This is a genomic window from Criblamydia sequanensis CRIB-18, from assembly GCF_000750955.1.
In the GTDB taxonomy this organism is placed as follows: Bacteria; Chlamydiota; Chlamydiia; order Chlamydiales; family Criblamydiaceae; genus Criblamydia; species Criblamydia sequanensis.
The window spans coordinates 47,046-62,115 of record NZ_CCEJ010000014.1 but is presented as its reverse complement, the minus strand read 5'-3'; the positions used below and the strand labels follow the sequence as shown (position 1 = coordinate 62,115).

The window sequence follows — 15,070 nt, the reverse complement described above, 5'->3', positions numbered from 1 at the left end:
ATCCCCTTGATAGAGGAAGTTTGTTTCTTCACCCCTATGAATTTTATTTATTCGCCTATGAAATCCATCATAGGAATATTGAGTGGCGTCTTCTCCTTGTTTAATTTCTGTAAGACGGCCTAAAGCATCATAAGAAAAAAGTCTTTCAGTATCTTGAAGCAGGTTCCCATCAGAATCGTATTTGTAATTTTGGTCGTTTTGATGGGTAAGCTGGTTTAGGTCGTTGACTGTGTAGAAGGTTTGGTCTTTAGACACGCGATTACAAAGAGAGTCATAGCAATACGTGTGCTTCGAATCCGAAGTTAGTTGGTATAGGTCATCGTAAGCATAGGAATAAGTGCTAGAAAGATCCGCATCGAGAGTGTGGCGATAGGTAGGCAAGCCAACCTCATTATAGAGAATCGATTCTTTCCAAAAAGGAGAGTTCGTTCTAACCGTTCTTCCAAGGAGGTCATATTCATAATGAAGCTCAAAAGGCTCTAACGTTTCTTCTAACAGAACGTCGCCTCTTAAATCATACTCTTTGTAGGAGTGGCTATAGATCACTTGTCCATTTTGAAGACGATCGACTTGTTTTAAGTGATACGCATCATAAACATAACGGATGGAAGAGTCGTCCGGTAAAGTGACTTGAGTTAAGCGATCAAAATTATCATAGGAATAGGTAAGTTTATAACCGTTTTCCTGTGTTTCCGAAATAAGCCGGCCTTCGTTATCGTAAGTGCGAAGAGTGGCTTTGCCGGTATTTTGATTTTTTACAACGGTTGGATTGTCTTTAAGATTATAGCTAAAAGTGTAGTGGACACTATTATCCGACGAATTGATTTCTGTTAGCCTTCCTAAAGCATCATAAGAATGATTAATTTTGATGTTATTAGGGGTTAGCGTCCATTCCTTTTGCCCAAAGAGATTGTAGCAAAAGTTCGTTTCTTTTTGATCCGATTCCAGGGTCTTTATCACTTGCCCCATGCCATCATATTGCCATTGATTTACGATGGTTTTCGGAGGGGCATTGGGAGAATAAATAAGAATTTTGCTTAAGAGTCTTCGCCCCATCGGGTCATAGACATACGATTCAGATTGAATTTCTTCACCGTTGGCATTTTCTCTTATTTGAGAAAGAAGAAAATTTTGATCAAAAATTTTAACCAGCTTGTTCCCAAGAGGATCGGTAGTGATTTCTTTTAAGACATCCGTGTATTCCCGATCGATTTTGGTTTGATGGCCTAAGGGATCAGTAATTAGAACAGGCTCTCCACGTTGGTTATAAGCGGTTTGCGTGATAGCCTCGCCAAGAGTGACTTTAATTTTGTTCCCGGAGACGTCATACTCATAAGTTTCTTTTTTAAAGAGCGTGCCTTTATTGTCTTCTATTCTTTCTTCTATGACTCGATTTAATAAATCATATTCATGGGTTGTGATGAGGGCAGTCTCATCATCAAGCCATTCCATAGTTTTATTTTTACGACTCAATGAGTCGTAAAAATATTCTGTTTTTTTTGGACCTTTTGTTTTAAGGGTACAACGTCCGGCTTTATCGTAAGTATAGAAAGTGGATTCGCCGAATTCATCTGTTTCGGAAAGCAGCTGAAAAGCGTTGTAGGTTGATGAAGTGCTTTTAAGAAGTTTGCCTTCTTGATCAAAAAATTCGGTTTTAATAGCTCGTCCTAACGCATCATAAGTGAAACGAGTGGTCGTGCCATTTTTTGCCGTTTCTTGGACTAGTTGGCCTGAAAGGTCGTACTCTTTTTCTTCCTTGCTGCCATCAGGGTATTCGATAAGGTAAGAAGTCCCTCTCACGGTGTACTTTTTCTTTGTAGTATTGCCATTGGCATCGGTTTCTTGAATGAGGTTGCCCATGGCATCATAACTATTAAGAAGAATACGAGGGTTACCGGAAAGAGGAGGCAGTGTTGTTTTGACAAGTCTTCCGGCTCTATCATACTCAAAAGTGGTTCTCTTGCCATAAGAGTCAGTTGTGGCAATTCTTTCAGAACGAAGATTGTATTCATGGGTCGTAACAAACTCCTTATTTTCCCAAAGCTCTGTTTCAGTAATTAGGCGGTTTCCCAGGTCGTAGGTAAAGAGTTTGGTTAGATTGGGTTTTACTTCGCTAAGTTTGTTGTTGTTCTCATCGTAGGTATAAAACGTTTCAACCCCTAAAGCATTCACTTCTTTTAAGAGATTGCCTCTTTTATCATACTCCCAATAAAGGGAATAAACAAACTCGTTTTGGCTATCATAGTGGTCTTGTTTGATGAGCTCGCCTTTAAGGTTATGCTCATTGACCACTTTTTTAAGAAGAACAGGGTGACCATTTTCCCAATAAAACTCTTCAATGACTTCAGGCAAACCCATCGGCTTTTCTTTTCTTGGGTGAATGACACGAATATGTCTTTCGGTAACTAAAGCGAGGTCTTCTAAATCTTCACTTTGACCATCATCCCATATCTCTTTAATGAGGGTGCCATTCACGTCGTATTCAAAAAATTCCCTTTTTAAAAAGGTCTTATTTTCTTTGGTAAAACGAGCTTTTAATTGGGAGGAGTGAGGGGTGTAGCTAAAGTAAAGGGATTTTTTGCCATCATGTTCTTCAAGAGGAAGGTTAAGCCCTTCTTGGCTTGCTTTAAAGGTTTTGGTATAGACTTCTGTATTGTTTAAAGGGGAGCCATCGCCTAAAACAAAAAGAGGGGTTTCATTTTTTCCTGTACAATTGCCATAAAGCTTCTCTTTTGTGATATTGCCAAAAGCATCGTATTCAAGGGCGTTACAGAAAAGATGATTTATACCGGATGAAAAATAGCGGTATAAAAGGTTGCCGGCATTAGGTGTGCCGTATTCTCCCCAAATAAAAGTGTCTCTCGAATCAAATCTCTTGATCGTGGATAGCCTTTTGTATCGATCGCATTCATATTTTGTTTCGCACCCAAGGGCATCTTTTACCAAAGTGGTCTTTTTACCGTCATTAAACTCGTATTCAAATTGATAGGTAATCGCTATTCTGCCATCAGCTCCAATCGGCGCGCCTAGAGCTTTGACATGATGCTTATCCTTTCCTTCATTGTAGTAATCGATATAAAGGGCTCGGCCTTCCGGAAAAGCTTTCTTTTTGACGCGGTTATGGGAATCATAATTATAAAAGATTGGAATCGTATCGGTTGTAGAGGCTTTTATCAATCGATGGTTATCCAAATGATATTTAGCGTGTCTATCGCCCTCAACCCAAGCGCTGCTAGAGTTAAGAGAACTTTCATAGACCTTGAGTCTGCTTAAAGGCTCGCCGAGTTTATTTTTAGCTTCAATCAGTTTTAGCCTGCCATCTTTAAGGTAGCTATAATGCAAGCTGTTTCCTCCCGGATGAACTTCTTTCCAGAGATAAAACTTGCCAAACTGCTTATTGTCCCCCTTAGGATGAAAGCTTTTAAAATAGCGGTGAATTAAGGAGCTATGGCGAAGATCGTAAAATTTCCCTTTTTCTTTTCTGGAAAAGCTCCTCTCTTTGAAAGAAAGATAGCTATTTTTAAAGTGGGTTTGACCGCTGATTTCATCTGTTGAAAGATTCGTTAAGCCTTTTTTAACCATTTTTGAAGGTACGGTTAAACTAAAGCCTTCCCTTCCTTCAAAATAAGAGCCGGAGCCCCTATCATCTTGATAGCTTGCCGCAATTTTTTTCTCTTCTTCTAAAGGCCCCACTCTTAAAAGAGGTTTATGGCCAAAACTCCATTTCTTAGATCGGCTTGAATAAAAACGTTGCACCACAATCGGCAAGACGCCTGGAACGACAAGATCAACGCTTGTATCAAAAAAATCGCCTGTAATGGCATTAACGCAGCCTGCTACCACAGCCTTTGGATTAGGATCTAAAAGAGGAAATTCAAAAGAAGGGTGTTCTCCTTCAAGTTGTGTAGAAGCCTTTTGTAGTTCTGGTGTGGCTTCTTTGGAATAGAGCGAAAAAGAAAAAAGACAGGCAATCAGTAAAAAAATCGGTCGCATGAGGATAATAAAACATAAATTGAATTTGATGGTTTGAAAACCATAGTTGTTCAACCCCTTTAAAATCAATGTTTTATTTTATATCTTTTATTATGGAATAAAAAAAGCCTTCGAAGAGTATATTCAAAGGCCTTTTTGGTGAATTTAGGAAAAAGAATCGAGAAGGGTTTCAAAAGTTGGTTATTCTTAAGTCTATTTAAGAATAACTCTTAAGCTTGTTTTGCAGTGTCGCCCAAATAAATAGGCTAAAAGCCAAAGTTAGGTGGCATTCTTCAGTTAGCAAGGTTAGAAATCAAGCATAGGGACATAGCAAGGCGATTGACGACTTGGCGCTTGCGGCGCCAATTTAAAATAGAAAGCTAATCGATGGTCGTCTTCTCTTAACTGATAAGAAATTTTTAACTTCCAGGCGGAGCCTAAAAAGGTGTGCAAGTCTACTTGCAATTCACGGTAATTTGGCTCATAAATCCTGTTCCAGCCGATTCTTGTCTGAAATTCAAGCGCCCAATTCGGATAAAAACGCCAAAAGGTATGGAAGAGAAGAGTGTCTCTTCGATCCGAGATCGATGAATGAAGAAGCACATTTTCGCTTAAAAAAGATTCCATATTAAAATTGCAAGGGTCGTCTTTCCGCCAGCTATACCGGCTTCTATGACGGTATTCAGTAGCTATGGCCAAGTCATCGGATGCGGTCCATGCTAAATTTAAATTAAAGCAATCTAAAATTTGCTGCTCAAAATTCCATCCTACAAAAAAAGACTGCCTAAGCGTGCTTGTAAGCCTTAAATCAAGTTCCGCATAAGCTTTAGGAAGGAGGGTTTTATAAGCTCTGGCTTGAAAAAAAGCATAGGTCCAAACGTTAAATTCAACCGGTCTTTGGATATTATAATCGCTTAGGTCATAAAAAGCGTTTCTAACCCCTATGGTGGCGTAATTTAAACGATAGAGGCCATCTTCGATATCAAAAATAAAATGGCGGAAAGGGGCGGTGGTTGGCATCGTTTGATAGCTATATCTAGTGAAAGGTTCCACCACGTGTTTGATTCTGCCCCATCTTTTGCTAAGGCGTGTATTGGCATTAAGATCAAACCTGCCAAGGACAAGTTCTTTTGGTGTGCGGCTTGGGCTATCCCCGTAATAAATGGCGGTCAATCCGGTTTCAGGGGTGAGTGTCACATAATTTAAAATAAAAGGTCGATAAAAGTTTTGTCTGACACTAAATCTTGAAGAGCGATAGTCATGAAGGTGAGGGGTGGTATTCGCATAATCATAGTCAAGATAGGAGAGTTTCACGACATATTCTGAAAGGATGCCAAGATTGCTCGGCAAATAAAAAGGCTTAATGGAAGCAAACGCGGTCGGCAAATCCTGTTTTAGGGATTGGAAGGTGTTAATACGAACACGGGTAAATAGACTAGAAATCCAAGTTTCTTCAAGATGGCTAAGCTTTAACTCTGTTCGGCCCGGGACGTCGATATCTAACGTTTCATCATAATAATCCTCTGCCATGTCCTTATCGCTTAATTTGTCGTAGCAAAGGTGCAGTTTGGTTTTGCCTTCTTGCAAATAACCGTTATAAATCCCTTGAAAACGGTATCGAACCCTTTGTTTAGGGTCGCAAATGGAATTGTCATTGGCAATATAGTTAATCATCTGAAAGCAGTGGGCGCGGTCAGGGGATCGGTACTGGGATTCGATGCCGCCGCCAAAACCTCGTTTAAACCGGTAATCCAATTTGGCAAGAGCTTTAAAGCCATTCCAGGACCAAAGCTCATAAGCGACCCCAAGCCTTGTCCCTTGCTGACCCCCAAAGCGGACCGTATAGCGGATAGGGGAGTCGAAAATGGTGTTTAAGTCTAATTTAAAGCAAGGGACATAAAGTAAAGGGATTTTTAGAATTTTAAAACAAACCTTGTCAGCGGATAAAAATCGTCTGCACCTAAGTTCCGCGCTTGTAGCTTCAATGCTCCAATCCGGACAAAGGGTTTCAGAAGTAGTTAGAAATCCTTGTCTAATAAGAAGGCTGCCCTCTGAAGAGAGCTGGATGATCTCGCCTCCAAAATACCAGGGCTCTATAGCGCTTTTTCCATTGATAATAGTGCCGGTTGAGTTCGTAAAGTCATATTCAATGCTATCGCCTGTAAAAACATATTCTCCAAACTCGACAAAAAGATCCCCTTCCGCTTTAACAAGAGTTTTTTTTTCTCCGTCTTCTATTTTTGAGATATAAACGATAGAACGGGCTTGTATTCGAATATTCGGAGCTTGAAGAACCCCTCCTTTCTCTGTTCTTAAAAGGCCCGGGGAAAACTCCGGTTCTTTAAGATCGATTTGAATATTAGGGTCGTCAAAAAAAGGGTCTTTGCTTTCGAAAGTTTCAATTTCCGAGAATAACAAAAGGGCTTTTGAGAAAAAGCAAAATAGAAAAAAACAAAGAAGGGTTTTAAAAGAAGCGTTCAGTATTTTCGGCATTTAGAACTTTTTGTTTTGTGCATAAGCTTTTAAACCCAAGGCTTTTGACAGTTCTTGGAGCCGTTAATAGAGAGAGTCGATTTATTATCTAGGGGCGTCTTAAACTAATGGGAAAGGATAGCCTAAAGTTTATTTTTTTTCTATCCTTCGTTTCATTCTGAAAAAATAGGATTAGGATAATAATTAGAGGGTGGATCGGATTAAAAGCCCTGATAATACATATCGGTTAGCCGGACTTAGACGGTTCATAATTTCCAAAATAAATGTAATGTTTTCTTCATCAGAGCCTTGAACAAAACTTTCAAGAGCTTCAAGGGCAAGTCTTGAGGTTTCTTCTGCGGTCAATTGGAAACGGGTGAGTTTTTTTTCATCAGGAAGAAAGGGTCTTAAACGAATCATTTCGATTCCATTTTGTTCAAGAAGCCATTCTTTCAAAAGTTCCTTATATTGGCCTTCATTACCCATGCGAAAAAGGGCTAGGTTGCAATAATTTCTTACAAGAGGCGCCCCGACAAATTGACTGTAAGTTTTTAATAAATGTTTAGCTTCATCGGTCTTAAGTTTTTCTAAAAGTTTCGTAACATGAGGAACAAGGTCATTTTGCTGAGCTCTCAAAACCATCTCTGAAAAAGCAAGGAAATCTTTTTCAGGTAGCATTAGCGCCTCAGATAAGATTTCTTCCTTAATGCGTAAAGATTGTTCTTTAATAAGAGGGGTTTCCTCAGCTAAAATTTCGCTATTTGGAATAAGTTTAATGTACGAAAAACTATGTCCCGGAGAATAGGCTCTTGCCATGGCATAATCACGGCCATCTCTTAAAATAATTTCAGGAAGCACTTTTAAGCAGGCAGGATTGTTTCTTTTTAAAAGAATCAAACTCGCATTTACGCGGACTAGCATATTATTTGAATAAAGAAGCCTTATAAGCAAGTCATCGCAATTCTCAAAATTCTCTAATAAGGAAAGGGCTTTAATGTTTTCTGAAGCTGCGCACTCTAAAATTTTTAAAGTGGCCTTATCATCTCCTAATTGATGGAGAGCGTAAGTTGCTGCAAGTGAAAGATCTCCATCTGTCGAAAGAGAAAGTTTCTTTAATTGGCTTCGGCTCTCATAATCTTTAAAAAAGCCAAGAGCCACAATCGCAGCTTCTTGAACCGATTTTTCATGCTGTGTAATCAAGCTTCTAAAAATGGGAACGAAGTCTTCTCTTTCGTGGCGAATGGCGCTTTGAATGGTCGCAATCCTCACCTCTTTTTTGGGATTGCCAAAAAGACGTTTAATGGTCCTTGTCGCTCTTGGATCATCCAAAAGGAAAAAAAGTTCGGGAAAAAGAATCGTTAATTCGTTTGTCACTTTGCAAAGAAGCGCTTCTGCTTGAGAAAAAGCTCTTGGGTGCTGCTTTTCGCATAAATACTGAAGAGCTGCTATCCGGACGATAAGATAGGGCGATCTCATAGCAGATTCAATGGCGCGATCGGCGTGATCATTATGGTATTGGGTTAAAAAATTAATGGCAATAAGTTGAAATTCCCGCTCATTTCCCCTTAGGGCATTTTCAAGCAAATAAAGACTGCTTTCATCGAAGGCGACAGCAGCTCCAAGAAGAGCTAAAAATCGAGTTTCAGGAATATCTGACTTAGCTCCTTTGTCTAAAATCTGCAAAGCCATTTTTCTAAGTAAATCCAGGTCATGTCGGCCAAGGCTTGCGACAATTTTTTGATAAATTTGAAAAGCTTCTTCGAGCTTATCTTGACCGGCAATATACATGGCTTGCTGGTAAGAGAGTTTTAAATCATCCGGCTCAGCTCCGAACGTTTTCGAAAGACTGAGAGCAAAACCTGCTCCAAAACTTAAGGCTTTTACCCATTTATTCATAAAAATTGCCATAAATCTATTCCGACTTCTTTTAGAAGGTATCTAAAGGTATTGATTGGAAACCCTAAAACATTGTAGAAGCAGCCCTCTATTCTGTTGACAAGAAGCCCGCCCGAGTCTTGAATACTATACCCGCCGGCTTTATCTTGCCACTTAGCGAAGCTGATGTACTTCAAAATTTCTTCATTTGCAAGAAAATTGAAATGAACACGCGTTTCTTCTGCTTGAGTCACGATCTGACCTTTGTAGTATAGACAAACAGCTGAAATAACAGAGTGCCAGCTGCCTTGCAAGCTATTTAAAAAAAACGCCGCTTCCTCTTCGTTTTTTGGCTTTCCAAAATAAAGGCCCTCTTTATAAACGACCGTGTCTGCTGTGATTATTAAAGAGTCTTGGTGCTTTGGGATTAATGAAAGAAGCTTTCCTTTTGCGATTTCCACTGCATAAGTATCAGGGTCTAGATGATGAGGCACTGAATCTTCATCAAAATCGGGAGATACTTGTTTGAAGGGGATATGAAAAAAGGAAAGGATCTCTTTTCTTCGTGGGGAAGTTGAGCCAAGGATAATATCAGGCAAAGGGGAATTCATGATAAAAATACTTGTGATAAAATAGCTACGGTCTCTTGATCTAAATGAACTTTAGGACAAAGCTCTTGGATTCGGTTTATGATTTTTTCTGTTTCTTCATCGATTTGTTTAAGGGTTAAATAAGAGCCCTTGGCATAAACGCCGACGTATCGTTTTTCATTAAAAAAAATTTCTATTAACTCACCCGGATTTTTAGTGATGAGCGCTTCTTTCCAGAGATGGCTTTTCTCAAGTTCGGCTTTAAGATTCGAATGAATCGGAAAGCCGATAAAAATTCTAGCTTCAGCACCGATGCTTAACTCTTGTATTTTCGTTAAAGAATTTTCAGGGGAGTGAGCCATAAACTATCTTTTCTTTAAGCCTTCTTTTTTAGAAAAGAGAAAACTTAAGCTTAACTGAAATTGGAAAATAAGGCCAAAAGAAAAGGGACAGGTTTACACCTGTCCCTCTTTCAGAAACTTCCTTGAAGAAATTTCTTAGTTCACGATCGTGCTTTCTTGTTGTACGATCGGCTTTTTAATCGAGTCGGAGCTGACTTCTGCAATCACCCTTCCATCACCTGAAGCTTTACCGCGGGCAGTGACTCTGTAACGAATCGTCTGTCTTGGGCTAAAGTTGTTGTAAGGTTGGAATGTTACAGTCTGGCCGCTGATTGAGCCACATACATCGCCGCTAACACTTTCCGGTGTAATTTCGGGAGGGAAGCGGAGTACGAGCACAACGTTGTGGTCAGATTCAGAACCTTGGTTTGTGACTTCGATATTATAGCTTGTTGGATCACCAATGCAAATTGGGTCTGCTGTGTCATTAATGCACATTGTTAAAGCTGGACGGCCTCTCCAACGTGTTGTGTATTCGCAGCAAACATTGCATCCTTGACAGTTAGTCATGCTAACTCTGTTGGTGAAGCAGCCTGGTGTGCAAGAAGTCAACGTGATGTTGAAAGTTGCTTTTTCACCTGGATTTAATTGCTTCATTCTCCAAACAGCTTGGTTACCGCAGATTCTAGCGCCATTAGCTGCAACAATTGAAGTTGCGCTTGGAGCATAGTCTGTGACAACGATGTCTGTCAAAGGCTTATCGCCAGTGTTTGTAACAATGATCTGATAATCAGCATTGCGGCCAATTTGAACTTCTTTCGGTCCGACTTTTACGCACTCGGCGCATTCGGCGCAAACTAAGCATTTGGCGCTGCATGATGTGGGTTCAGCATTGCAAGCTGTGACAGTTGCTGTGTTGCAGACTTCGCCACGTTTGCATGCTGTGAAGCACATGCTGACTTTCTTTGTTTGGCAAGGCTCTAAACAACCCAAATTATAAGTAAGGGTTCTTAGGCCGCTTGAATGCTCAAGTCCATCCGGTACTGGATCTGTAAGAACAACGCCGGTTGCTGTGCAGCTTCCGCGGTTGGTTACAGTTACAGTATAGTTGATCGGATCGCCTGGTTTGCACTCTTCCGGTCCGCACTTATGGCAAACAAGAATTGGTTTTGCGCAAAGGAGCGAGCAAAAGCGAACAGGTTGAGCGCTAGCGCAGAAACAAGCACAAAGCTCGCCTTCGCATTCACACTTTAACCATACTCTTGCAGCAATGACTTGGCATTTCTTCATAGAACCGAAGTTCCATGTTAAAGTGCGGCCTTGCACGGATGCTTCAGGTTGGCTGCGCATATAGCTTACGCCTTCTGGCAGGTTAGTTGAAACAACAACGTTGCAAACATCATCGCAAGCTTTTACTTCAAATTCCAATGGATACTGTTCGCCAAGTAAACACATTTCTGGGTTTTTAGCGCTTACAGTAATCCCATCAACACAATTAAGTTCATTGTGGCTTGGGTAAGCACACTTTGGCAATACTTTGCAAAGTGGCTCTTGGCCGCAAGGATCGCATGGTGGTGGTGGGCAAACCGGCTCACAACGCGGCGGGCATGGCTCGCATCTTGGCGGGCAAGAGGGAGGACATACCGGTTCGCAACGAGGCGGACATACCGGCTCGCAACGTGGTGGGCATGGCGGCTCACAACGTGGCGGGCAAATTGGCTCGCAGCGCGCGATTTGTTGTTGTGGTTCGCAAGGATTGCAAATAGGCTCGCAAGGTTTTGCGACCGGAGGACAAGGATCCCTCTGTTCGCAAGACTTCACGATTGGAGCACAAGGCTCTGGACACATACGAGGAGGACAAGCCTGCTCATAGTTATCATTATTGTCACAAACAGCGGGGCAAGGGTCGCATGGTTGGTTACAAGCAGATGAATAACATCCGCTCGAACAACCGACCCAAAGCATCGCCGTTGTACATAGGAGGAGTAACGAGGTTAACACTCGCTTAGTATTTCTCATGAGAAATCTCCTTTGGTTTATCTCGAGTTAGATATCGCTGGTCATTAGTAATCTTTTCAATTTCAGATGGCCATGATTTGTTTGTTAAATGGAATTTAACCTACAAAGCAAGGGCAGCTAAAATAGCACTATCGCGTGAGCTAATAACTCACGCGATAGATAAGCCGCTTTTAGTAGCAGCAAGGATCGCAAGGTTTTGGGCAGCATGGTTTTGGTGGGCATGGTTTTTCACATACTGGTCTTGGTGGACAGGGTCTTGGGCATGGATCACAACATGGGTTTGTGTCGCAGCAGCAACCTGTCAAAAGAACAACAGCAGTAACTGCCAAAGATGCCATTTTTGCTAATTTTTTGGTCATATTAGTCTCCTAATTTAGGGTTAGTGGTAGAACTTTTTTCCAAATCTGAAAACCACATTCGTTTTTCCATTTTCTTTTTTATCAATCCTGGAAAAAAAAGGTTTTACTCTTTGTAGATACGGATAAGTTAATAATTCTTCCACAAGAATTTTTGATTTTGCGACAAAAATTTAATCTAAATTTTACAAATCTTTGAAAATCAAATTGATAACATCAAATAAGTGGAATTGGCTTTTAGAGTATTTGTAAAGCTATGAATAGCTATAGCACGCCTTGTGCATGAGAATGGCAAAATCAAGAAAATAAATTGAAGAAAAATGACTCTCAACAAGCTCTTGATTTAATAGACTTCTTTCGAAATTCCATTCGATGTTTAAAAGAGTAATAACATTTGATTGCTAAATTGCTGTCTTTGGCATTTTTTTTAAACTTTTCGACCGTACGTTTACATAGGCTCAAGAAATTTTCCAAAAAAGCACGAAAATCATCAAATTTTTTAAACAAATTTTAAATTACGATAAGAAGCCTAATTTGAAAAAACGGCTTTAAACTTAACTTTTGCGGGTATCCTGTCAAGTTAAGCTTAATAAGAAAAGTTATATTCAAAGCGAGCTTAAAATTTCAAGAAAAGAAGAAACTGATTAATTTTTTAAAGTTCCTGCCCAGCCTAATTTTTGTCTTAAGGTGGAAAAATAGTCGTGGCCAGGCAAGCTGATCAAAGAACAAGTTCTTTCAGCCTTTTGGATATAGAACACCTCGCCTGTAGCTATATGAAAATTAGCAAAGCCATCATAGGTCACCTCAACCGGCTCATACTCGTTTAGGTATTGAATTTTGATGTGGTCCTTAGGCATTAAAACAATCGGTCTATTAGAAATGGTATGGGGACAGATCGGAGTAATTAAAAAAGCTTCAAGGTCGGGGGTTAAAATGGGTCCGCCTGCTGCAAGAGAATAGGCGGTTGAGCCGCTTGGCGATGAAATGATAAGCCCGTCTGCTGAAAAAGTATTTAAATACATGCCATCCACGTGGATTGCAAGGTCTACAAGACTTGGATTTTTAGCCCTATGAACTACAATCTCATTGACTGCAAGACAAGTTTCTTTATGAATCGTTGTCCCTTTCATCATTAAGCGCTCTTGAACTTTGAAGTTTCCTTTTAGAAGATCTTCAAGGGCCGGGTAAATGTCCACAATCGGAATATCTGCCATAAAGCCGAGGCTGCCAAGATTGATGCCGACAATCGGGGCTTTAAGCTCGGGGTGTCTTTGTAAAAGTCTTAAAATAGTGCCATCGCCGCCAAGGGAAATAATTAAATCCACTTCGTTTGGATCAACGGAGGTGAGGGGATTTGCTCCAATTTGTTCGGCAATCAAATCTTCGGCAACAACATTCACATTTCTTTGAAATAAAAACTCTCTAACTCCCATCGTAATGCTTGTGGATTGGCTTTTTTGCATATTTGGAAAAAGAGCAACCGTTTTTACTTTCATAGCTTGATAAAACCTTTTTAGGATAATACTTCTTGCATGTGAATGTTCTTCCTTTCGACTTCTTCTTCAAGGGTTTTTAAAAGTTTTTGATAAATAGTATCGGCTGTTAAACCAATCGATTTCAAAAGATCCTTATATTTACCTTGTTCAACAAAAATTTCAGGGACGCCAAAATTTAAAACTTTTGGGTAAAAGCCGTTTCTCAAAGTAAAGCTGTTGAATAGGATGCCAAATCCGGAGGCTAAGGAATGCTCTTCAATTGTGACCACAATAGAATGCGTTTTTAAAAGTTCAACGAAAAGCTCTTCATCTAGAGGTTTTATAAAAACGGGGTCTACAAGGGTTGGTTGAATGCCATGCAAGTTTAATTTTTCGCTAATTTCAAAAGCAAGCTCCGACATATGGCCGACAGCGACAATTAAAACCTCGGAACCTGATTGCAGAACTTCTCCTTTTCCAAGAGGCAAGACTTCTCTTTCTCTTTCAGTTTCAGTAGTTTCCATATTAGGGTAACGAATGCTTGCCGGCAGATTCCATGCGTGCGCGCTTTCTAAAAGATCTTTTAGTTTATCGCCATCTCTTGGTTGAGCGATGACCATGTTTGGCATGGCGTTTAAAAATGAGATGTCATAAATGCCATTATGGGTTTGACCATCGCCGCCTGCAATTCCGGCTCTATCAATTGCAAAGACCACATTTAATTCTTGCAAGCAGACATCGTGAAACACATTGTCAAAACCGCGTTGTAAAAAAGTCGAGTAAACAGACGAGAAGACTTTATGCTTTTTTCCATAAGCTACACCGCCAGCATAAGTTACCGAATGAGCTTCTGCTATGCCAACATCAAGACAGCGATCCGGATATTCTGCTACAAACTGATCAAGGCAAGAACCTTGGGACATAGCCGGGGTAATGGCTACAATGGATTCATCAGTTCTTGCCATTTTCAATAAATGTTTTCCGAAAATCTTAGGAAAGGTTGGTTTATCAGACGTTGTGGGTAAAAATTTACCGGTATTTGGGCTAAAAGGCTTGGCGCCATGCCAAAGGCTTGGGTTATTTAAAGCTTCATTCATGCCTTGGCCTTTTTTAGTTAAAACATGAATAAAGACCGGCCAATTGGAATTTTTTATGCCCTCAAAAGCTTGAATCATTTCATTAATGTTATGACCGTCAATCGGGCCGATGTAGGAAAGCCCAAAGTTTTCAAAAAAAACAGCAGGGCTAAAAAGATGTTTAATCGACTCTGTGATGCGATGGCCTTGCTGAGAAATTAAAGCGCCATACCCCGGAATTTTTGTTAAAAGCCCATCTAATTCTTGGTAGAGTCTTGTTGTTCTTGGATTGCTTAGCATGCGGCTTAAAATTCTTGTGATCGCCCCGACATTTTTGGAAATCGACATTTCGTTATCATTTAAAATGACGATAAATTTTTTTATGTCTCTTGAAATATTATTTAGAGCTTCAAGCGACATCCCGCAAGTGAGCGTGGCATCGCCGATAATAGGAATAATGTAGTTTTTTTCTTTGGAAAGATCTCTTTGTTTCGCGACTCCAAGAGCAAGAGAGAGAGCCGTTCCCGCATGTCCTGCATAAAAATGGTCATGAGGGGATTCTTTTGGATTGCTAAATCCACTAAGGCCTCCTGTTTGACGAATCGTTGGAAATAGCTCATTTCGGCCTGTCAAAAGCTTATGGATATAAGTTTGGTGGCTTACATCCCAAATCAGTTTATCGCTTGGTGAATCAAAAACGTAATGAAGGGCTAGAGTTAATTCGACGACTCCAAGATTTGAAGCTAAGTGACCTCCTGTTTGGGATAAGACATCTATAATTCGATGTCTTAATTCTTGTGCCAAGAGACTCAATGAGCGAGAATCCAATTTTTTTAAATCTTTAGGGTCTTTGATTTCTGAAAGAATTTGATAGTTCATGGATGTTTCGCTTGC

General features: G+C 40.2%; 9 protein-coding genes. All 9 read right to left on the bottom strand.

The window, feature by feature from the left end:
* A partial coding sequence (locus CSEC_RS12125; protein ID WP_154017710.1) for a DUF6531 domain-containing protein occupies positions 1-3,993 on the bottom strand: 3,993 nt, incomplete at its 3' end.
* A gap of 285 nt (positions 3,994-4,278) precedes the next feature.
* Positions 4,279-6,465, bottom strand: coding sequence for an LPS-assembly protein LptD (locus CSEC_RS12120; protein ID WP_053332053.1), 2,187 nt, complete (start codon positions 6,463-6,465; stop codon positions 4,279-4,281).
* 183 nt (positions 6,466-6,648) lie between these two features.
* A complete protein-coding gene (locus CSEC_RS12115) occupies positions 6,649-8,340 on the bottom strand; it encodes a HEAT repeat domain-containing protein (protein WP_154017709.1) in 1,692 nt (563 codons plus the stop codon).
* Positions 8,337-8,930, bottom strand: a complete 594-nt coding sequence (locus CSEC_RS12110; protein ID WP_041018753.1) for a nucleoside triphosphate pyrophosphatase — start codon at positions 8,928-8,930, stop codon at positions 8,337-8,339. Before CSEC_RS12110 ends, CSEC_RS12115 begins: the two co-directional genes overlap by 4 nt.
* Positions 8,927-9,271 (bottom strand): hypothetical protein, encoded by a 345-nt coding sequence (locus CSEC_RS12105; protein ID WP_041018752.1) that lies wholly within the window; start codon positions 9,269-9,271, stop codon positions 8,927-8,929. The genes CSEC_RS12110 and CSEC_RS12105 overlap by 4 nt, the downstream gene beginning before the upstream one ends.
* A gap of 135 nt (positions 9,272-9,406) precedes the next feature.
* Positions 9,407-10,540 (bottom strand): COG1470 family protein, encoded by a 1,134-nt coding sequence (locus tag CSEC_RS12100; RefSeq protein ID WP_237559248.1) that lies wholly within the window; start codon positions 10,538-10,540, stop codon positions 9,407-9,409.
* A gap of 899 nt (positions 10,541-11,439) precedes the next feature.
* Positions 11,440-11,628, bottom strand: a complete 189-nt coding sequence (locus tag CSEC_RS13065; RefSeq protein WP_079978066.1) for a hypothetical protein — start codon at positions 11,626-11,628, stop codon at positions 11,440-11,442.
* A gap of 641 nt (positions 11,629-12,269) precedes the next feature.
* Positions 12,270-13,121, bottom strand: coding sequence for an NAD(+)/NADH kinase (locus CSEC_RS12095; RefSeq protein ID WP_041018751.1), 852 nt, complete (start codon positions 13,119-13,121; stop codon positions 12,270-12,272).
* A 17-nt stretch (positions 13,122-13,138) separates the two neighbouring features.
* Positions 13,139-15,055 (bottom strand): 1-deoxy-D-xylulose-5-phosphate synthase, encoded by a 1,917-nt coding sequence (locus CSEC_RS12090; protein WP_053332050.1) that lies wholly within the window; start codon positions 15,053-15,055, stop codon positions 13,139-13,141.
* Between the last annotated feature and the right edge of the window lie 15 nt (positions 15,056-15,070).

What these genes read in the sequence shown, in the direction of transcription:
- CSEC_RS12095 (WP_041018751.1), bottom strand. Translation starts at nt 13,121, where the DNA reads ATGAAAGTAAAAACGGTTGCTCTTTTTCCAAATATGCAAAAAAGCCAA.
- CSEC_RS12100 (WP_237559248.1), bottom strand. Translation starts at nt 10,540, where the DNA reads ATGAAGAAATGCCAAGTCATTGCTGCAAGAGTATGGTTAAAGTGTGAA.
- CSEC_RS12115 (WP_154017709.1), bottom strand. Translation starts at nt 8,340, where the DNA reads ATGAATAAATGGGTAAAAGCCTTAAGTTTTGGAGCAGGTTTTGCTCTC.
- CSEC_RS12110 (WP_041018753.1), bottom strand. Translation starts at nt 8,930, where the DNA reads ATGAATTCCCCTTTGCCTGATATTATCCTTGGCTCAACTTCCCCACGA.
- CSEC_RS12090 (WP_053332050.1), bottom strand. Translation starts at nt 15,055, where the DNA reads ATGAACTATCAAATTCTTTCAGAAATCAAAGACCCTAAAGATTTAAAA.
- CSEC_RS13065 (WP_079978066.1), bottom strand. Translation starts at nt 11,628, where the DNA reads ATGACCAAAAAATTAGCAAAAATGGCATCTTTGGCAGTTACTGCTGTT.
- CSEC_RS12120 (WP_053332053.1), bottom strand. Translation starts at nt 6,465, where the DNA reads ATGCCGAAAATACTGAACGCTTCTTTTAAAACCCTTCTTTGTTTTTTT.
- CSEC_RS12105 (WP_041018752.1), bottom strand. Translation starts at nt 9,271, where the DNA reads ATGGCTCACTCCCCTGAAAATTCTTTAACGAAAATACAAGAGTTAAGC.